General features: G+C 60.5%; 20 protein-coding genes and 1 pseudogene. 13 read left to right on the forward strand and 8 right to left on the reverse strand.

Features of this window, described 5'->3' with window-relative positions:
- The first annotated feature begins 64 nt into the window (after positions 1-64).
- Together QP457_RS02260 and QP457_RS02265 are read left to right on the forward strand one after the other, a co-directional pair.
- Complete coding sequence (locus tag QP457_RS02260; RefSeq protein WP_205405470.1) at positions 65-2,545, forward strand: SIR2 family protein; 2,481 nt, start codon at positions 65-67, stop codon at positions 2,543-2,545.
- 136 nt (positions 2,546-2,681) lie between these two features.
- Positions 2,682-3,137 (forward strand): annotated as a pseudogene (locus tag QP457_RS02265) (transposase); the annotation flags it as partial.
- On the opposite strand, the gene QP457_RS21570 reads toward QP457_RS02265, so the two are convergent.
- The 5 genes from QP457_RS21570 to QP457_RS02290 form a co-directional block, all read right to left on the reverse strand.
- Entirely contained in the window at positions 3,119-4,018 is a 900-nt protein-coding gene (locus QP457_RS21570; RefSeq protein WP_205405471.1) for an HNH endonuclease signature motif containing protein, read from the reverse strand. The pseudogene QP457_RS02265 and the gene QP457_RS21570 sit on opposite strands and share 19 nt — an antisense overlap.
- Positions 4,019-4,642: 624 nt before the next feature.
- Entirely contained in the window at positions 4,643-5,011 is a 369-nt protein-coding gene (locus QP457_RS02275) for a hypothetical protein (protein WP_205405472.1), read from the reverse strand.
- A gap of 453 nt (positions 5,012-5,464) precedes the next feature.
- On the reverse strand, positions 5,465-5,890 hold the full coding sequence (locus tag QP457_RS02280) for a TonB family protein (RefSeq protein WP_205405473.1): 426 nt from the start codon (positions 5,888-5,890) through the stop codon (positions 5,465-5,467).
- 91 nt (positions 5,891-5,981) lie between these two features.
- Entirely contained in the window at positions 5,982-6,191 is a 210-nt protein-coding gene (locus QP457_RS02285; protein WP_205405474.1) for a hypothetical protein, read from the reverse strand.
- Between the two features lie 352 nt (positions 6,192-6,543).
- The gene (locus QP457_RS02290) at positions 6,544-6,714 is read right to left on the reverse strand and encodes a hypothetical protein (protein ID WP_286041112.1); all 171 of its coding nucleotides are present in this window, start codon (positions 6,712-6,714) and stop codon (positions 6,544-6,546) included.
- A gap of 72 nt (positions 6,715-6,786) precedes the next feature.
- Between QP457_RS02290 and QP457_RS02295 the strand changes: the two genes are divergently transcribed.
- From QP457_RS02295 to QP457_RS02325, 7 genes are all read left to right on the forward strand, one after another.
- Positions 6,787-7,026 (forward strand): hypothetical protein, encoded by a 240-nt coding sequence (locus tag QP457_RS02295; RefSeq protein WP_240196818.1) that lies wholly within the window; start codon positions 6,787-6,789, stop codon positions 7,024-7,026.
- A gap of 9 nt (positions 7,027-7,035) precedes the next feature.
- Positions 7,036-7,974, forward strand: coding sequence for an XVIPCD domain-containing protein (locus QP457_RS02300; protein ID WP_205405475.1), 939 nt, complete (start codon positions 7,036-7,038; stop codon positions 7,972-7,974).
- A gap of 136 nt (positions 7,975-8,110) precedes the next feature.
- Complete coding sequence (locus QP457_RS02305; RefSeq protein ID WP_205405476.1) at positions 8,111-9,037, forward strand: XVIPCD domain-containing protein; 927 nt, start codon at positions 8,111-8,113, stop codon at positions 9,035-9,037.
- Entirely contained in the window at positions 9,037-9,666 is a 630-nt protein-coding gene (locus QP457_RS02310) for a hypothetical protein (RefSeq protein WP_205405477.1), read from the forward strand. The genes QP457_RS02305 and QP457_RS02310 overlap by 1 nt, the downstream gene beginning before the upstream one ends.
- Before the next feature lie 3 nt (positions 9,667-9,669).
- Positions 9,670-10,683 carry an XVIPCD domain-containing protein gene (locus QP457_RS02315; protein ID WP_240196580.1) on the forward strand — a complete coding sequence of 338 codons (1,014 nt, stop codon included), beginning with the start codon at positions 9,670-9,672 and terminating at the stop codon, positions 10,681-10,683.
- 180 nt (positions 10,684-10,863) lie between these two features.
- Positions 10,864-12,012, forward strand: coding sequence for a YncE family protein (locus QP457_RS02320; protein ID WP_205405478.1), 1,149 nt, complete (start codon positions 10,864-10,866; stop codon positions 12,010-12,012).
- A 145-nt stretch (positions 12,013-12,157) separates the two neighbouring features.
- Entirely contained in the window at positions 12,158-12,733 is a 576-nt protein-coding gene (locus QP457_RS02325) for a hypothetical protein (protein ID WP_205405479.1), read from the forward strand.
- Between the two features lie 251 nt (positions 12,734-12,984).
- Here QP457_RS02325 and QP457_RS02330 read toward each other — a convergent pair whose 3' ends face one another.
- Positions 12,985-13,383: an XVIPCD domain-containing protein gene (locus QP457_RS02330; protein ID WP_205405480.1), complete on the reverse strand. Its 399-nt coding sequence runs from the start codon at positions 13,381-13,383 to the stop codon at positions 12,985-12,987.
- Between the two features lie 145 nt (positions 13,384-13,528).
- Here QP457_RS02330 and QP457_RS02335 point away from each other — a divergent pair, with 145 nt between their 5' ends.
- Entirely contained in the window at positions 13,529-14,074 is a 546-nt protein-coding gene (locus QP457_RS02335; RefSeq protein ID WP_205405481.1) for a hypothetical protein, read from the forward strand.
- A 22-nt stretch (positions 14,075-14,096) separates the two neighbouring features.
- Here QP457_RS02335 and QP457_RS02340 read toward each other — a convergent pair whose 3' ends face one another.
- On the reverse strand, positions 14,097-14,579 hold the full coding sequence (locus tag QP457_RS02340) for a DUF4440 domain-containing protein (RefSeq protein ID WP_205405482.1): 483 nt from the start codon (positions 14,577-14,579) through the stop codon (positions 14,097-14,099).
- Between the two features lie 224 nt (positions 14,580-14,803).
- Between QP457_RS02340 and QP457_RS02345 the strand changes: the two genes are divergently transcribed.
- Positions 14,804-15,616 (forward strand): alpha/beta hydrolase, encoded by an 813-nt coding sequence (locus QP457_RS02345; RefSeq protein ID WP_205405483.1) that lies wholly within the window; start codon positions 14,804-14,806, stop codon positions 15,614-15,616.
- 24 nt (positions 15,617-15,640) lie between these two features.
- Positions 15,641-15,811, forward strand: a complete 171-nt coding sequence (locus QP457_RS02350; RefSeq protein WP_099782623.1) for a hypothetical protein — start codon at positions 15,641-15,643, stop codon at positions 15,809-15,811.
- A gap of 4 nt (positions 15,812-15,815) precedes the next feature.
- On the opposite strand, the gene QP457_RS02355 is transcribed toward QP457_RS02350, so the two are convergent.
- Positions 15,816-16,505, reverse strand: coding sequence for a hypothetical protein (locus tag QP457_RS02355; protein WP_205405484.1), 690 nt, complete (start codon positions 16,503-16,505; stop codon positions 15,816-15,818).
- 120 nt (positions 16,506-16,625) lie between these two features.
- On the opposite strand from QP457_RS02355, the gene QP457_RS02360 reads away from it, so the two are divergent.
- Positions 16,626-17,270, forward strand: coding sequence for a hypothetical protein (locus QP457_RS02360; protein WP_205405485.1), 645 nt, complete (start codon positions 16,626-16,628; stop codon positions 17,268-17,270).
- Positions 17,271-17,276: the final 6 nt, after the last annotated feature.

Here is a 17,276-nt window from a genome sequence, read left to right on the forward strand (position 1 = left end):
TTCAAAAAGGGTGGCATTAGCCACCCTTTTTTTGTAAATCAGAATTTGGGGCGGAGAGAGAGAAATGAAACCAGCTGATATGGATGTCATTCGAAACAAGATTTCTCCTCTGTTGGAGCGAGGAGAGCTGGCTCTTCTTCTTGGGGCCGGATTTTCAGTGGTAAACAGTGGAGAAAGAGGCCTGCTGCCAAATGGTGATCGGTTGAGGGATTTGATTCTCGCTGAGGCGGGCAAAAGGCCTGGGCTTAGAACTTCGCTGAAAGACGCCTATCTTGTGGGCGTGAGAGGAATTCTAGATTTCAATGGATTTCTAGCGTCTTGCTTTACGGTGTCTTCCGCTTTCAGGTGGCAGGAGCAGATATTCAACTATCCGTGGAGTAGGGTTTATACCACCAATATCGACAACGTGCTGTCTGTGGCGCATGAGCAAGCAAGACGAAAAGGCCGCCTTGGTGGTGATTTTGCTTTCTTTAACTACTCCGATCCAAATCTCGTAAGCGACACAATAGGATCGATTCCCGTCGTGGCAATCCATGGGATGTGTGACAGACTCTCAGATGGGTTTATATTCTCCAGCCTTGAGTATGCCAAGGCCACGGCGAAAATATTAGACTGGCATCGGGATCTTGCCGCAAAGTCATTGACTGGTGGGTTGTTGGTTGTCGGGAACCAGCTGGAAGAAAGTGATATTGATGCTTACATAGCAAGTCGGGAGATTGTTTACGATCCGTCAGAGAGAAGGTATGGAAACTGGATTGTTATGCCTAATCCTGATGAGATAAAGGCAGAAAACTACACGGCTGCTGGCTATACAGTTATAGATGCGACGGCTCAGGAGTTCTTTGATTATTTGTTTTCAATAACAAAGCCAAAGACTGTTGGCGAGATAGTGCTGGAGACAATTCCAACGGTAAAAGCTGCGGCGAATCGGGCCAAGGCTATGACTTGGTTTAAGGGTGCCTTCAGGCCTGTAATCACAGAGATTGAGTCTGCACGTCAAGAAAAAGGAATTCTCCGTCATTTTATAACTGGATCTGATCCTGAGTGGTTCTATATAGTTAACGATGCTCATGCCAGTACAGTTCGAGATGCTGTCTTGACGTCAAAAGTAGCCGATATGCTGCAGGCGAATTCAAGTGGTTTGGGTATATTCCACGTTACAGGGCCTAGTGGATCTGGAAAGACTACATCGATTCGGTCGATTCTTCGAAATATTGTAAATACATATCAATTCTGTTACGAGTTTGACGGTTCTGCTGGAATTGATTTGGATTACTTTAGGGATGTTGTTGACGGATTTACCGAAAAGAGTGTTTTTGTATTCTATTCTGCATCGGAATACTATTATGCGGTTGGCTACATGTCGAAGCACTTCTCAGGAAAGGATCGCCCTTATTGTCTTTTCATTCTCGAGGATAGGACGAGCGACTACAGGCGGAACGCTGCGCAGCTAAGAGTATTGTCGAGTCCGGTAGTTGTTGATATTTCTGATCTGGAAAGGTCTGATGCATTGGCAATTGCGAAGAAAATTGAGGATAGCGGGCACACGTTCAAGAATTTCTCAGAGTATTCTCTTGATAGAAGGGCTTCAATTATCCTTGATAAGGAAAAGGGGTATGGTGGTGATCTTCTTAGCGCCCTATTTTCGCTTACCACTCATGAAAACTTCGAAGAGAAAATATACCAAGACTATAATTCCGTTGCTGATCCACTGGCGACCCGGGTTCTTGATGTAGTCGCTATCGTAAACTCACTCGGATTCAGTGTGCCGATCAGCTATGTTTCTGGCATGTTGGCCGAGTCTCCTGCCGATGTTGAGCAGCGTTTGCATGATGATCTAGCAGGTGTGTTGGTTCGAAAGGGAGAGATGATTCGTTGTCGGCACAGAATTATCGCCAGTTATTATTTTGACAATTGCATAGCTGGGCATGGATCGGTCGAAATGATGGTGGACATTCTTAGTTTTCTTTCGCGGCAATTCGCAGTGGAAGATATTCGGCGGCATCCTCTTCCCTATAGGATATATAAAGAACTTATTTCATTTGAGTTTTTATATGATCAGTATCTTCCAATTAAATCGAGGCGAGATGGTGCCGAGTCTGTTTACCACGAAGCTCAAAGCATGTTTGGCCGGGATGGAATATTCTGGCTGCAATTTGGGCGGTACTACAGGAAAGTTGGAAATTTTGATAGCGCTATAGATTGCTTTAGAACAGGTCTGGAGTTCTATGAATCTTTCCAGACCAAGCACTCTCTCGGCGTAACGCTCATCGAGAAGTACATGGATAATGAATGTCTTGATCCATCGCTTTATCGAGAGGGTGTCCAGTTGCTGGACTCTGAGCGGATTAGGCGAGGAGCGGGCGATCCTTATCCAACTACTGCTTTAATTGACCTTCTGTCAAAGGTTGTAAGGGCCAATCCAGGTCTTCTTGATGCAAGAGATAAGTTGAAGGGTTGCATAAATTATGGGTTGAAGTACTTTTCTGGCGATGCATATTTCGCTGATCAGGTAAAGCGTTTTGTGCGAGGTGTTGATTACTAGGGATGACGTATCATTGGCCTCAGTGCAAATGGAGGGTGTAATATAAGTCTCCTCTGATTGTTCTTGTTCCGACTCCCCCCGGTTTTGGGCAGGGTGGCGATTTGGAGTTCAATTCCCAACGAGGCGGAGATTGGACATGAAGAAGCGCTTTTCCGAAGAACAGATCATCAGCTTCCTGAGTGAGGCGTGAGGCCGGCATGGCGGTGAAAGACCTGTGTCGCCGTCATGGTTTCAGTGAGACGTCCTACTACCTGTGGCGCAGCAAGTTCGGCGGCATGACCGTACCGGAGGCCAAGCGACTCGAGGAACTGGAGGCGGAGAATGCGCGGCTGAAGAAGCTGCTGTCCGAGCAGTTGCTGGAGATTTATGTCATCAAGGACACCCTGCGAGAAAGGTGGTGGGCGCACCGGCGCGCAAGATGCTGGTGCGGCATTCCATGGAACGCGGGCTCACCTAGCGATGGACACTGGCCGTGGTACGGATGAGCGCCGGGGCACTGCGCTATGTCCCGGGCCCTGATCGCAATGTCGAACGGCGCGAGCGGATACTGGCGTTGGCACAGAAGCACGAACGCTACGGCGTCCTGCTATTGGGGGGGATATTAAAAACAACGTCTCGGTGGAATTCCAAGAAGCCAAGTTGCCTCGGTGAGAAAATTCCATGCCGAAGCGATGTATCCAAGTTCAGACCGAGCCGATCTTGGACGTCAAACGGTAGGCTGCTCGAAACTAGTAGGCGACCGCTCGCCGAAAAGCTAATCCACCCCCGATCAAACAGCAGGTCCGCATGCGGAGCCAGTAGAAGACCGTTCTCGCCATCAACCCGTTCGCTATGAGTGCTATCCGCCCACGGTTTGATATGACTCGCGCGCAGGAATCTCAGGTCCTCAATGCCGGTAAGCCGGCAGCCCTTCTCAATACCAATTAGGCGCTCACGGAACAGGCGTTGCTTTGTCCGCACTTCGGTTTCGCGTCTTGCGCTGGTCGCGCCGACGTCGTCGATAGCAGCATCGATCTCAGCTTGATCCCTCTCACTTGCCGCCAGGCCCAGCGAGGCTTCCAGTGATCTCAAGCGGAACACGATGGCAGATCGTGGCTGCCCTTCTCGATCGGGCGTGCCAGGTTGAACGTAGGAGGACTGGCACATGAATCTACCGAGGTACCGGTAGGGCCGCCCCTTGCCCATCATCTGAAACACTACGAGGGTCTTGCCATCCTTGACGTGCTCGCCTATGGCTCGGTTGCCCGCCACATACTTCATGTCTCCGACTTGACCCTCGCCGAAGTAATGAAAGACTTCGTCGTCGTCCCAGAAGTCATGGTAGCCATGAGACACGCCGGCCTCGCCAGTGAACGCGATGACTAGCGGATGCTCCTTGGGTGTCGAAATACCGCCTTGCTGCTGCCCGCCAAATACACCATGGATCTGCTTTTGACGGTTGTAGAGCGCGCCCACCTCGAATGGGAGTTCCATCCTAGATCCCTGTCCCAGAAGCTAAGTGCTCAAGATTCTAGCTAGAACCAGGTTACTTGTGTCATTGATTGACGCGTTTGGCTGCTAGGACAGGGTGCAGATGGGTGCTATTGGGACGCAGACCGAGGGCAGCTGTTCTCCGGTGCGCTCAAGTTCCTCCTGCGTCCTTCTGCTGAGTCCCATCCATCTTTCCAGTGCTGTAGCTCTATTGCATCGCTCCCGACCGTAGACATGGTGACTATCAGAAGACTGGGCCCTGAGTTGTCAACGAACAGGATGGGATCGCCGCGCACGCTCAGATCAAAGAAGTGTGTACTGAAATCTTGCTTTCCGATGATGACGCCTTGGCAAGCCAACTCTTCGGAAAAGCTCTCGGCTTCGGCCTGAAATAGTGCGAACTCCGAGTCGGCGAGTCTTGGGTAGATCTCAAAATTTATTGTGGAGGCCGGCGCATACGCCCCGCCAATGATCAATCCCAGTAGCGCTGCCGCTGTCAGGGCAAGCAAAGTCCGGCTCGGCATAGTGAGGCCAGTGTTGGAGGCTAAAGGGCTCAGGTTGCTGTGAATGCTCTGGACCGTGAAACGATCCGGCGCACCGCAATCGACGTACGTAGCGAAGCGCGCGCTACTCCCGCACCTGCAACCGCTCAGCCACCTGCGCAGTCAACGCCACACAGGCCATCTTCAACCCTTCCATTACCCGATCCCCTAGATACTCCTCGGGCGCTCCGTTCTGCCGAGTCCGCTCCGCAGCCAGCATCAGCTCCGCCACCACGCGCAGCCCCGCCAGCGCGCAATCGGCATCCGCCAACTGAAGGCACCTACCAGGCAATTGATGCCGCTCCGGCCAAGGCTGGCCGTCTGCAGCCGCACCGGTGCCGATGCGATGCAGCGTGGCGACGAAGGTGTTGGGATCGACGGACGGTTCGCGCTCGGGTTCGGCTTTGTCCGGATCGTACTGCGCGTGCAGGGAACGGAAGTCCGATGTGTTCATGGCAATGCTCCGTACAGGACAGATAGCAGCGCCACCAGATAAAGGTGGCGGACGATGCGTGGCTCGAAAACCGGTAAGTACCAGACCGGCGGGCACGAAGGCCCCCACGCACCGCCCGCCATAGAACGCGAACGGATTGCCAGCCGGCGCCACACAAAAGGTGACGCCGGCCGGCAAGCGCATACATCTGGTACATAGACGGGTTTTCGAGTCCCGCGCCACCCTTTTTCGGTGGCATGCCAAGAGATACCCGCACAGCTACCAAATGCCAAGAAACTGCAGAACCGACGATCGCCAGTCCTGACGCTTTCGGGATTGTCGCACACGGTGTTAAGCCGGCAAGCGATTGCGCCGCAACGGTCTTGAAGGGCTTGGCGCTATTGGCCCCAAGCGCAGGATGCCCACAGCCAGGCCCACGGCGGCGGACCAATTACGACAGATTGGAGCAGCGGTTCAGCTGAGCGGCGCCTCGGCCGTGGGCACGAAGGTCAGACGGACCCGAACCCGCACATGCAGCGCGACACCCTCAACCACGACCGGTTCGAAGCGCCACTGGTCCACTGCGGTAAAGGCCGCACGATCAATCTCCCGCAGTCCGCTGGACCGCGCCACCATCACGTTGGAAACGTGACCCAGCTCATCCAGTTGAGCAACCAACAGCACCGCCATGGGAACCTGCAGCAAGGTATCGGGCGGCGTGGCAGGCGCCGTTGAGTACACAACGGCAGGCGCCTGCTGCAGCTCGAAGGTGGGATTGTCACCGCGCTCTACGAACACGTCAGTGGAAACCTGCGGGTCTGCCGCCATGGCCATGGCAGGTGTAGCGCCCAGCAGCATCAGAACGAGGTTCAGTGCCAGGGCGGTGTTCAAACGGGGCATGCGTCGTTTCCATTCCGGTGCGCTACCAGCATAGCGGCCATGCCCTGGCATCGCTTGCCTTGAATGCCGGCGTGCCGGACGGCTGAGCGGTTCACACAGGCACGCGCGGGCGTGGCCACAGCGCATCGTCGCGCTCCAGGTCGTAGTCGCTGCCGAAGGCGAGCGCTGCGTCGCGTGGTGGAAGGTCTGCGTAGCAGCGCAGCAGGTACTCATCCATGCCGGCATCGCGGTGTTCGATGGCGAACAGGTGGAGGAGCTCTTTGTCGAAGGCTTCCAGCCATGTGGGGTCGATCTTGGTCATGGTGATCCTCCAGTGGGGGAGGGAAGGATGGCTGAAGTGCGTCTCAAGACATGGGATGTGAATTCGACTTACTGCGGGCCCGGCGGTATCCGTCCGCTCTGTAGTGTCAGTCGTCGTAGATTGCTTTTAGGCCTGGGTGTATAAGAAGGCCTGGTGAAAACACACCTATCAATCGAAGCTGACGCGAGGACGGACGATGCTGCGACTGGGACGACGGATGCTGGGAGCAGGTGCATGCTTGGCTTTTCTTCTGCTGAGCGCTTGCCAGGCACAGACTTCCTCGCCGCGATCTGAGACTTCTTCAAGTGCTGCACAAAACAATGTGCCGCTTGTCAGGCCGCTTACTCTGACGTCAATGGCCGAGCCCATGGTCGTAGAGTTCAATCTGGAGCCGCCCGGTAGAAACGCCACGCCAACGCTCCTGGTTGCCGTCCGCGTAAGTGGGGAAGATGGTGCCGTAGCGCAGGAGCGGGCCTTGATGATTCGAAGCGCTGGTCTGCCTGCACGCGTACACCTCACTCATCTCGGGGAAATGGGTGAGGCAAGTGCTCCACTCGTCCGTGTTGAGCAGCGGCCAGGAACGGCCGCCACTCTCGTGCCGATCAACGCTGATGGACGCGTTTCAACGGTCTGGCTTGATGACGTGGACGACACCTCACTCGAAGCGGCAGGTCTGTCCAATCCGCAGGGGCACTACAAGCAGCTGGCGATGGCATGGGGCCAGAACCTCTCTCCGGGCAGGTACCGCCTGAGTGTGGAGTTGCTTGACCCACCCGTGCATCTCGCGCCGATCCCGGCAGAATTGATGGTCGCCTACAAGCACAAGTCGAAATAGGAGCGTTTCATGGACGAACGATATCGCGTGACAATTTACGTTGCGGCGCCAGGAACCCCGCTGTTGGAGGGCGGAACATCTACCGCGGGCCACGTCTATTACACAGTGGATAATGGCCGTGAGAGCATCAGCTATGGCTTTGCGCCAAAGGAGCACGGAGCGACGACCGGCCCCGGCAAGGTTTACGACTCTGACGCGCGGGAGTACCAGAATCCCTTCTACCAACGAACCCTCGAAATCTCGAAAGATCAGTACGAAAAGCTCAAGGAATTTGGTGCCACGCCGGACAAGCACGGGTTCAATACGGAGTACCACGGGCTCAACAACAGCTGCATTGATTTCACCTGGGGCGCGCTGAATCACGCGGGGCTCCATCGCACCAATGCGCTGTTCATGCAGGACAAGGATTTCCAAGGTGGCCTCAAGCCGCTCACCAATGTCGAGTACATCCGCAGCATCCGCGCACCGTTTCCCGATAGTGAGTTGAATATCGAGCATTACAACAAGATGCCGGACCGAACCCTGAAGCAACGCCTCATCAGCGATGAGCAATTGCCAGGCAACGATCGCGAAATGCTCGACACCATCCGCAAGGGCGTAGCGGGCATTGATGAGAGGCACGGTCGGGCCTACGACGAAACCAGTGAGCGCATCTCGGTGGGGTTGCTGGCCACCGCCAAGGAAAATGGGCTGGAGCGCGTCGATCATGTTGTATTGGGCAGTACCCCCGCTGATGGCTCAGCACAGCGGCTATTCGTCGTGCAGGGCGAGCTCAACGATCCTGCGCATGTGCGAGCCTCTATGACGGTAGAGGACGCAGCCCGAACGCCAGTGGAGCAGTCGTTCGCCAAGGTAGAGCAGATTTCGCAAAGCCAGCAGGAACGCGCCTTGGCGGCACAGCAGGAGCCCGTGCTGGAGCAGAGCCGGGCACCCATGCAAATGGGCTGACCCGGGTCGAGTACTGCATGGTAGATCACAGTTTCGGGGGCTTCGGCCCCCGTGCTGCTTTTCTCTCCACCTGCCCGCGAACCCACCTATGCGATCATCCGGCCAGGACCGCAGTACCCAACAAGGCTGAGCAGGCATGGAGCAAGCAACTCGCTACACGGTAACCCTCTTTCTGGCCGCGCCCGGCACCCCGCTGAACAGCGGCGGCAGCTCACCGCGCGGCCACATGTATTTCCAGACCGCCGCCGGTGAAGAAGTACACAGCTACGGCTTCGCACCGCCGCGTCTGACGCCCGATGAGGCCGCTGCCGGCGTGCAGTACGCCGAGGTCGTACACGATGATGCCGACGAGCACCGCGACCCGTACTACAGCCGCACCCTTGAGATCAGCGAGGAGCACTACGGCTGCCTGCGCGATTTCGCCGAGGAGCCGGCCGAGTTCGGCTTCGATGTCGATCGCCCGGCCACCATCAACCGCTGCAGCGATTTTGTATGGGCCGCGCTGCACTACGCCGGCCTGCATTCGCAGCCGGCACCACTGGACGGTGGCAGCGACCTGGGCGAGTTCGCGGTGCTGTTCAACCTACCGGAAATTCAATGCATTGCTGCGCCATTCCCGACCAGTGAGTTGAATGGCGAGCAGCACCACCCGATGCCCGAGCGCGAGGCCGAGCTGCACCGCGAAGGCGGTCGCCCGAGCCACGAGCCGCCGCCCAGCCCGATGGAAGTGGCGGGCACGCTGCTGGATCCCTCGCACCCGGACCACCGGCTGTTCGCACAGTTGATCCAGAAGGTGGCCGAGCTGGACGCCGCCCACGGCCGTACCTTCGACGACACCAGCCAGCGCATCAGCGCCAGCTTGCTGGTGCTGGCCAAGCAGAACAACCTGTCCCGCGTGGACCACGTGCTGCTCAGCCGGCCTACCAAGAGCAGCCATGAGGCGGAGAGCATCTTCATCGTGCAGGGCGACCGCGATGACCCCGGGCACCGACGCGCGAGCATCGCCACGGAAGTGGCGGCGCAGACCGATGTGGCTGATTCGCTGCGGTTGAAGGAGCAGTGATGCGCGCGGTGCGTGCGGTTGTTGCGTCTGCGGCGCTTGCCTTGTTGGTGGGATGCGGCAGCACCTCGCCGCCAGCTGAAGCGCCGAGGCTGCTGACCCGGGCCGAGGCTGATGCACGCAACGTGGTGCCGTTCACGCGGGGTGTGCGATTGGACAAGGCGGGGCGCATCGTGGATGTGACGTTCGATGCGCCGGCGGTGGTTGACCCGCAGATGTCGTGGCTGAAACTTGGGCTCCGGCTGCATGGGGCCGAGCAGAAGCCGGTGTCGCAAGCCACTGAAAACCTGAGGCAAGGGGTCTTGCAGGCGCGGATTGTGCTTCAACGCCTGGATGGCTCCGGTGCCAAGATCATCCCGCTATCCAGGCCGTCGAGCGGAGGCCGAAGCATGCAGGTGCTGCCTGAAGGGGGCTATGTCGAGCGGCTGAGCCCGGGTGGCGTGGATAGTTACCCGTTGGAACAGGCTGGGCTGAAATCGAAAGACGTGTTCTACCTGGTGTTGCAGATCGCGGATGCTGGGCTGATTGATGCGGGTCGCTACCGTGTAACGCTTGACCTTCTGGAAGATCGTCCGGATCTCGAAGATGTGCAACCCGAGTTTATTGCCGCGTACTACTCGCTAGGAAAGTAAATCATGCAGGATGCACAGGATCGCCGCACCGTAACCATTCATGTTGCCGCACCCGGCACACCGCGCAAGGGCATGCGTGCTGGGAAGGAGGTTGATCTCGATGACTCCGAGGTCGGTCACATGTATCTCTCCCTTGATCGGGTGGGGAAGGGCGAAGATGCCTTGAGCTATGGCTTTACCCGGAAAATCGGCCCTGACGGCAAGAGCTACGGAGAGGTCGACGAGCACGATCTGGAGGTCTACCAGAATCCGCGTTATCAGCGCACGATCGAGATTACCAAAGAGCAGTACGACAAGATCATTGAGTTTGCTGAAGCTCCGGAAAAACACGGTTTCGACAAGGACAACTACAACCTGGCGACCAACTCCTGTGTGGACTTCGCCTGGGGCGCCTTGAACCACGCCGGTATCCACGGCAACACCATTTTCGGGGAGTTCAAGACGTACGAAGGTACGTTGAAGGTGCTGGACAACATCGGGCCGGTGCAGAGCATCCGGACGCAGGTGAAAGGCAGCGAGCTGGACCGGGAAGAATGGAAGCCGATGCCTGAGCAGACCAATGCGATACAGCGGTGGTCCACAGACACCAATGATCCAGCCCGTGCGGAGGCCTTGGCGTGGGCCGGTACGCCGGCCGATCCCACCCACGCAGACAATCCACGTCTGAATCAGATCCACGAGCGTGTGGTTGCCATGAATGCCTTCGGCGCCCAGAACGGCAACGTCAGCGCCAGCCTTCTCGCCCTCTCCAAGGAGCAGCAATTCGCTCGCGTAGACGATGTGCTGCTCGGTGAGCGCCGTGGCGATGCAGCACCCAATCTCTTCATCGTGCAAGGCGATCGCAGCGACCCGGCGCATCAGCGCGCCAGTCTGCCGGCTGACGTTGCCGCGCAGACGCCAGTGGCCGCCTCCTTCGAGCGCATCGAGCAGTTGGCACAGGCACAGCCGCAGCGTGATGCCCAGCGGCAGCAGGAAGAGCAGCAGCTGGCCCAGGTGCACGCCCCGCGCATGGCGTAGGTGCTCCGCGCAGGATCGCGCGTCCGCCATGCATCCGCAGGCGGACGCCACGGGCCCCACCTGCTACCATTCCCCCGCTACCCAGCCAGCCCCACCCCGCGCAGACAGATGCAGGGCCGGGCCGTCGAAGAACGGCCCCGCGAGCCAGGACACCCTCCGTGCCCATTGAAGGACGCTCGCATGATCCGCAATTCCCTTTTCCGTTCGGCCGCGCTGGCCGTCGCCGTGTCGCTGAGCCTCGGTGCTCCGACCGCCTTCGCCGCTGACGCCGCCCCCGCCACCAGCCCCGCCACCCCGGTGCAGCGCCAGGCCGTCGCCCAGGGCCTGTACGAGCTGGCTTACAGCCCCAAGCAGAACGCCGTGTTCGTTGCCTCGTCTGGCGGCTTCGGCGATGACGCCGGCCCAGCCCAGGTGCTGCGCCTGAACCCGACTACGCTCGCCGTGGAAACCCGCATCCCGCTGGAACGCAAGGCCTTCGGCGTGGTGCTGGATGACGCCCACAACCGCCTGTACGTGGGCAACACCGTGGACCTGTCGGTGACCGTGGTCGATACTGCGCAGAACAAGGCCATCGGCACCGTGCAGCTGATGGAGAAGAAGACCGGCAAGGACGGCAAGGCCGCCTACACCCACGACCTGCGCGAACTGGTGGTCGACAGCGCCGCCAACCGCCTGTACGTGACCGGCCACAGCAGCCAGCCCGATGTGAGCAGCGTGCTGTTCGTGATCGATACCAACACCTTGAAGGTGATCAACACCATTCCGGGCCTGGGTAATGCCAAGGCGCCGGGCCTGGCGTTGGATGCCGCCAACAAGCGCGTGTACACCAGCAACCTGCTGGCCGATCTGGTGGTGGTGGGCACCGACTCCAACAAGGTGGAAGCCCAGCACAGGATCGCCGCCGAGCAGCCGATGAACATCGTGCTGGATCCGGCCGGCAAGCGCCTGTTCGTGACCGACCAGGGCTCGGAAATGCTGCGTGGTTACCAGGCCAAGAGCAGCGGGCTGGTCAGCAAGCATCCTGGCCAGCGCGTGCTGGTGCTCGACCGCAGCAATGGCAAGGAACTGGCCAGCATCCCGACCGACGCCGGCCCGCTGGGCATCCTGTTGGATGCACCGCGCAAGCGTCTGTACGTGACCAACCGCGAAGCCGGTACGGTGACCGCGTACAACAGCGACAGCTACCAGAAGGTGGCCACCTACGCCGTGCCGACGCACCCGAACAGCCTGACGCTGGATGCGAAGAACAACGTGCTGTACGTCAGCATCAAGAACGGTGAAAAGGATGCCAAGGGCTCGGAAGAGAGCGTGGCGCGGATTCAGCTGTGATGCGATGACGCTGGGCCACGCCCGGCGTCCTGACGCGTGAAAAAGGCAGGGCGTTTGCCCTGCCTTTTTCTTTGCCCGGTTGAAGTCCCCGCCGCCAACCCGCTAGGGTTTGAAGCCCATGGCAGGGAGCCAAAGGGTCTGAATCATGCTGGGTATCCACCGCTGGCTGCGCGTCGGCCTGTTGATCATCTTGAGCTCCGTGCTCGGCGCCTGTACCAGCCGCATCCCGGAGCCGCCGGAACCTCTGGAACTGACGCAGCCGATTACGGTGGATCAGCCGGGCCAAGAGGTTCGGTTCGAGTTCGAAGCGAATGCGCGCAATTTCGATGCAGGCCGAACCTATGCGCTGGAGTTGGAGTTGCAACGGTACGGACCGGTCACGAACGACGAGCCTGACGTAGGCAGATTGAAGGTCCCATTCGAGGTAACCCCGCAGCAATGGGGCGCCGATGTCTGGAAAGATGTTCCCACCTACGACAGCTACCAGGCCGGCGTGCTGAATGCAGGCAAGTCACTTCCCGAGTGGCATGCATCCAGCGAATGGCGCTACATATCCCCCCACATGGGTAGCGCGGGCCACTACCTGCTGAGCGTGGTCGCTCTGCCGCTGCAGTTCAACAACCGCTATCGCGTACAGGTTCGTACCGTACAGACCACGCCGGAATTGCAGCACTACTCGGCTCGGGTGCGGGTACATGCAGCGCGACCTGTAGGCAAATAGCTATCCTCGAGTTGTGGAGCCGACCCCTTGTCCGAATTGCGCTGCCCGTAGACATTCATGCGCGCTACCGCCTACAGGGTTCGTACCGTGCAGGTGAAGCCGGAGGTGCAGCAGTACACAGCGCGTGTGCGCGTGCATGTTGCTCGTCTGCCTGGTAATTAACCAACAGCAGACGCAGCAGTCCCAGCCGCGAGCGGGCTGATATCGGCCGATGCCACAGAGGCGTCGAAGACATCGACGCCAGGCGGTTCTCATCCCAGACGATGCATAGGATTCTGCTGCTGATCCTGCGCCTGTGCATCCAGCGTCTGCTGCTCGGCCTGCCCCGGCTGCTGCCCACCCAGCCCAAGTTTCTGCAGTGACTCCTCGGCCGGCGTCTGCGCGGCCACGGCAGTCGGCAGCATCGCCCGCAGGTGCGCCGGGTTGGCCGGGTCGCCCTGCACCACGAAGATGTTGTGCCCGGCCGGAAGGTTGGCGGTGGCGTTGCTCACCACCACGTGGTCGGCGCGTTCCAGGCCCTGTTCGCGGGCTTTGACGGCCAGGCTGGCGGCCACGTTCTCGCTGGTGGCGTCGAACGCACGGCCGTGCTTTTCGTCCAGTGCGGCTACGTTCTGGCGGATCTGCTGGTGAAGGGAATCATCAGGGGTCATGGGGGCTCCGTGTGGCCGCTACCGTGTGGCTAGATGGTGCCAGTGTAAAACGGCCGTGGGCTGCGCCGGTAACCGCTTTGTTGCTAGCCTGTGGCCCGGGGCGCAGGGGATGGCGCCCGGTGCAATGGCAGCGGGGGAAAGCGTGGTGCACGGGGAGACAATCCGGATACGGGGACAGGCGGCCGCGCGGTTGCTGCTGGGCGTGGGGCTGTGGGCCTGCGCAGGTGCTGCAGTAGCTGACACGCCGGCAGCAGCGGAAGATCCCGCCTGCCCATCGCAGGACTTCACGCGGTTCCTGCAACGCTTTGCCGACCCGGCCGATGACCGGGTGCGCCTGCGCTATACCTCCGACCCGCTGGAGTACGAGGTGCCGATGCACACCGTGCGCGACGACTACCAGGGGCTGGCACCCACCCACGTCGTGCTGGAACAGGGCGGCGCGCGATTGAAGCGCTTCAACTACCGCTACCTCGCTGCGTTCGATCTGTTCGTGCCTTCGCCGGTCAGCCGTGACCCGGTCGCGCTGGAGCGCATGCGCGCAGGTACCTACAACGCGCCCACACGCATCGAAGCGATCGACGACAACGGACAGCGCGTGACCTTCGGCAGCGACGACGAGCGCGATACCTACACCTTCGCGCGGCGCTACGGCTGCTGGACGCTGACGCGCGCCAGCAACCTGCGCGACTGAGCGGGCGTCGCGGCGCTGACGATCACTTGTCCGCCGGGCGGTGGTCGTAACTGATCACCCGCTCGGCCTGCCATTGACCGTCCACCCGGCGCCAGACCTGGATGAAACGGGCCTGCCCGGTCCAGCGTTCGACGCCATCGGTGCCACGCTCATGGAAGCGGTGGTCGCCGATCTCCAGGGCGCGATCGTCCTGCAGCGGAAAGACCTGCAGCGAGCTCTCCACCAGCTCGCGCCGCAGGTGCCAGCCGCCCTTGCGCGCGCTGTCACACAGATTGGCCACGCTGCGGCGGAAGTCGACGCGACTGCTGGCGGACTTGCCATCCTTGTCATGGAAGAACTCCATGTCCTCGGTGGTCATCGCGGCGGCCTTGTCTGCATCGCAGGCATCGAACGCTGCGGCGAACAGTTGCGTGTCGGCCGCGCGGATCTGCTCGCGCAGGGTGCCGCTGGCGGGCGAGGTGCCGGCGACGGCGGCGGCGGCGAGCAGGGGCAGGGCGAGCAGCATGGCATGGCTCCGTTGAGGACCGGCGCAGACTGGCACGGGAGCCGCCTCACCGTAACTGCCCGCTGACGAAACGGGGGCAGGGCCCGACCAGCGCCGTACTTGCGGGTGCGAACTCAGGCAACCCGGTGCCCGTGTACGCGATGTCATGGCCTGAGCCGATTCCATCACGGGCGGCTCCGTTGCGAGTGCCTAGGCTGGGTTCCTCATTCTCCCCGGGAGCTCCCATGCCTACCTCCTCCGTCCGCCTGCACATTGAAGACACCGGCGGCACCGGCCGCCCGGTGATCCTGATCCACGGCTGGCCGCTGTCGGCCGAAGCATGGAAGGCGCATGTGCCATTGCTGCGCGATGCCGGCTACCGCGTGATCAGCTACGACCGCCGCGGCTTCGGTCGCTCGGAAAAGCCCGCCGATGGTTACGAGTACGACACGTTGGCCGCTGACCTGGCCGGCCTGATCGATGAGCGCGACCTGCGCGATGTCACCTTGGTCGGCTTCTCGATGGGCGGTGGCGAGGTGGCGCGCTACGTCGCCAACCATGGTGAGGATCGCCTGCACAGCGTGGTGTTCGCTTCGGCCGTGCCGCCGTACCTGCTGAAGGGCGCGGACAACCCGGACGGGCCGCTGACCCAGGAAAAGGCGGATGAGATGCGCCAGGGGCTGGAGAAAGACCGGGAAGCGTTCTTCGACGGCTTCACCCGTGACTTCTTCAGTGCCGACGGCAAGCTGATGGTGACCGAGGACGAGCGCCAGGCCGCCATCGCACTCGCCCATCAGTCCGACCAGAACGCGGCGCTGGGATGCATGAAGGCGTTCGCCACCACCGATTTCCGTGCGGACCTGAAGAAGGTGACGGTACCGACGCTGGTGCTGCACGGTGACAGCGATGCCACGGTGCCGTTCGAAGGTTCAGGCAAGCGCACGCACGCGGCCATCGCCGGCAGCGAGGTGGTGGTGCTGGAGCATGCACCGCATGGCTGCAACACCAGTCACGCCGATGACTTCAATCTAGCGTTGCTGGAATTCCTGAAGAAGTAACACCGACTACGGCATCATCCACACATGCCTACTGCCCGCACGCCGCCCTGGAAAAAGCCCAACCCGAAGGGCCAGAAGACGCAGCCGCTGACGGAGGCGCAGAAAGCGGCGGCGCGGCAGCGGGCGGAAGAGAACGGGCGCCGTTACCCGAACCTGGTGGACAACATGTGGGCGGCGAAACTGCCGCGCGGTTGAAGCTTTACTGGCTGCTGCGCCCCGGCCACGGCTGCCAACCCCATTCCCGCCATGGCGCGACGATGCGGGCGTGCATCGTCAGTGCAGCGCCGGACGATGCACTGCAGGCGCGCAGGGCATCGCGCAGCACGGCTGCATCCACCGGCTGGGCCGTGGCCACCTGCAGCAGTGTGCCTCGGCGACGCATCTGCACCGGCAGCAGGCCATGTACCTCGACCGGGTTGCCGGTTCGGGACCTGCGATAGCGCATGGTGATGGGACGGACAGTCTGCAGCAGGACCGGCGTGCAGCTGTCCAGCAGGCGCAGCTGCTGCTCCGCCGGCGCCCGGACCTCGATGACGGTGGAGGGATAGCCCACGAAGCTCTCCACCATCACCTGGAAGCGCGGGCCGTCGGGTGTCAGGTAGACGGCCAGGCTTATCGTGCCGATGAAAACCATTGCTGCCAGCCAGATCCAGCTCCGCGGCACCTTCGGCGGTAGGGTGATGCTGTTCAGGCCGGGGCTGCGGCGCCGCAGGCGGCGATAACGTCGCTGTGCAGCGGAGCTGGGCAGCAGGCTGTCATCAGGCAGGGCAATCACGCGTGGCGGTAGACGGGCCAGCCGTCGATTGATCACCCGCGCGCCCAGCATCGCAACCGCCCCGCCCAGCACTGCCGGCAGCACGGTACGCACGAACAGATACAACCCCAGCATCGCCAACACTCCTGCATTGAACGCACATGATCGCGCATCACCGGCGATGGTGTCGCATCTGCCAGCCGACAGCATCGATTGGCTTGGCTAGCATGCGCGTCACTCGCTGGGGATACACCGATGACTGCCTTCACTGCCCGCCTCGGGCGCTTCTTCGGCGCTGGCCTGATGTTGTTGCTGCTGCAGGTGGTGGCGCTGCTGTCGGTCGGCTTGGCCGCAGGTTACTTCCATCACCGCGTGGACCTGCTGCTGGAGCCACTGTCCTTGGCCTGTGGTGGCACCGATCCGGGCGCGCGCCTGCACGTGGCCGAGCATCTGCTGGCGCGTGCCGGTGCGCTGGATGATTGGCAGCCGCTGTGCTGGTTGCCGATGGCAGCGCTGGTGCTTGCTCTGCTGGGTACGCTCCTGGTCTGCGTACACTGGCTGCGCCATGTTGATGCGCCGCTACGCCGCAGCGCATGGGGCCTGCTTGCCCTGCACGCGGCGGCACTGCTGCTGGCCAGCGCGATGCTGCGGCTGTATGAGCATGTGTGGGAAGGCATCACCACAGCACTGCCGGCGGCGTGCATGACAGATCTGGCACCGGATGGACATGAGCTGCCGTCCTCGATGCGGCAATGGTTGCTGCAGCTCTTCGCCAAGGCAGACCTGATGCCGCCGCACGCGCCTGACGCGCTGGCCATCATCCTGTGTGGACTGTTGCTGGCAGCGATGGTGATTGGCCTGTGGCTGTGGCGCACCACTTCGCAAGCGAACCGGTTTTGACGCCTG

Source organism: Stenotrophomonas sp. As-7 (assembly GCF_030291015.1).
Lineage (GTDB): Bacteria > Pseudomonadota > Gammaproteobacteria > Xanthomonadales > Xanthomonadaceae > Stenotrophomonas > Stenotrophomonas lactitubi.

What these genes read in the sequence shown, in the direction of transcription:
- QP457_RS02260 (WP_205405470.1), top strand. Translation starts at nt 65, where the DNA reads ATGAAACCAGCTGATATGGATGTCATTCGAAACAAGATTTCTCCTCTG.
- QP457_RS21570 (WP_205405471.1), bottom strand. Translation starts at nt 4,018, where the DNA reads ATGGAACTCCCATTCGAGGTGGGCGCGCTCTACAACCGTCAAAAGCAG.
- QP457_RS02275 (WP_205405472.1), bottom strand. Translation starts at nt 5,011, where the DNA reads ATGAACACATCGGACTTCCGTTCCCTGCACGCGCAGTACGATCCGGAC.
- QP457_RS02280 (WP_205405473.1), bottom strand. Translation starts at nt 5,890, where the DNA reads ATGCCCCGTTTGAACACCGCCCTGGCACTGAACCTCGTTCTGATGCTG.
- QP457_RS02285 (WP_205405474.1), bottom strand. Translation starts at nt 6,191, where the DNA reads ATGACCAAGATCGACCCCACATGGCTGGAAGCCTTCGACAAAGAGCTC.
- QP457_RS02290 (WP_286041112.1), bottom strand. Translation starts at nt 6,714, where the DNA reads ATGAGTGAGGTGTACGCGTGCAGGCAGACCAGCGCTTCGAATCATCAA.
- QP457_RS02300 (WP_205405475.1), top strand. Translation starts at nt 7,036, where the DNA reads ATGGACGAACGATATCGCGTGACAATTTACGTTGCGGCGCCAGGAACC.
- QP457_RS02305 (WP_205405476.1), top strand. Translation starts at nt 8,111, where the DNA reads ATGGAGCAAGCAACTCGCTACACGGTAACCCTCTTTCTGGCCGCGCCC.
- QP457_RS02310 (WP_205405477.1), top strand. Translation starts at nt 9,037, where the DNA reads ATGCGCGCGGTGCGTGCGGTTGTTGCGTCTGCGGCGCTTGCCTTGTTG.
- QP457_RS02315 (WP_240196580.1), top strand. Translation starts at nt 9,670, where the DNA reads ATGCAGGATGCACAGGATCGCCGCACCGTAACCATTCATGTTGCCGCA.
- QP457_RS02320 (WP_205405478.1), top strand. Translation starts at nt 10,864, where the DNA reads ATGATCCGCAATTCCCTTTTCCGTTCGGCCGCGCTGGCCGTCGCCGTG.
- QP457_RS02325 (WP_205405479.1), top strand. Translation starts at nt 12,158, where the DNA reads ATGCTGGGTATCCACCGCTGGCTGCGCGTCGGCCTGTTGATCATCTTG.
- QP457_RS02330 (WP_205405480.1), bottom strand. Translation starts at nt 13,383, where the DNA reads ATGACCCCTGATGATTCCCTTCACCAGCAGATCCGCCAGAACGTAGCC.
- QP457_RS02340 (WP_205405482.1), bottom strand. Translation starts at nt 14,579, where the DNA reads ATGCTGCTCGCCCTGCCCCTGCTCGCCGCCGCCGCCGTCGCCGGCACC.
- QP457_RS02345 (WP_205405483.1), top strand. Translation starts at nt 14,804, where the DNA reads ATGCCTACCTCCTCCGTCCGCCTGCACATTGAAGACACCGGCGGCACC.
- QP457_RS02350 (WP_099782623.1), top strand. Translation starts at nt 15,641, where the DNA reads ATGCCTACTGCCCGCACGCCGCCCTGGAAAAAGCCCAACCCGAAGGGC.
- QP457_RS02355 (WP_205405484.1), bottom strand. Translation starts at nt 16,505, where the DNA reads ATGCTGGGGTTGTATCTGTTCGTGCGTACCGTGCTGCCGGCAGTGCTG.
- QP457_RS02360 (WP_205405485.1), top strand. Translation starts at nt 16,626, where the DNA reads ATGACTGCCTTCACTGCCCGCCTCGGGCGCTTCTTCGGCGCTGGCCTG.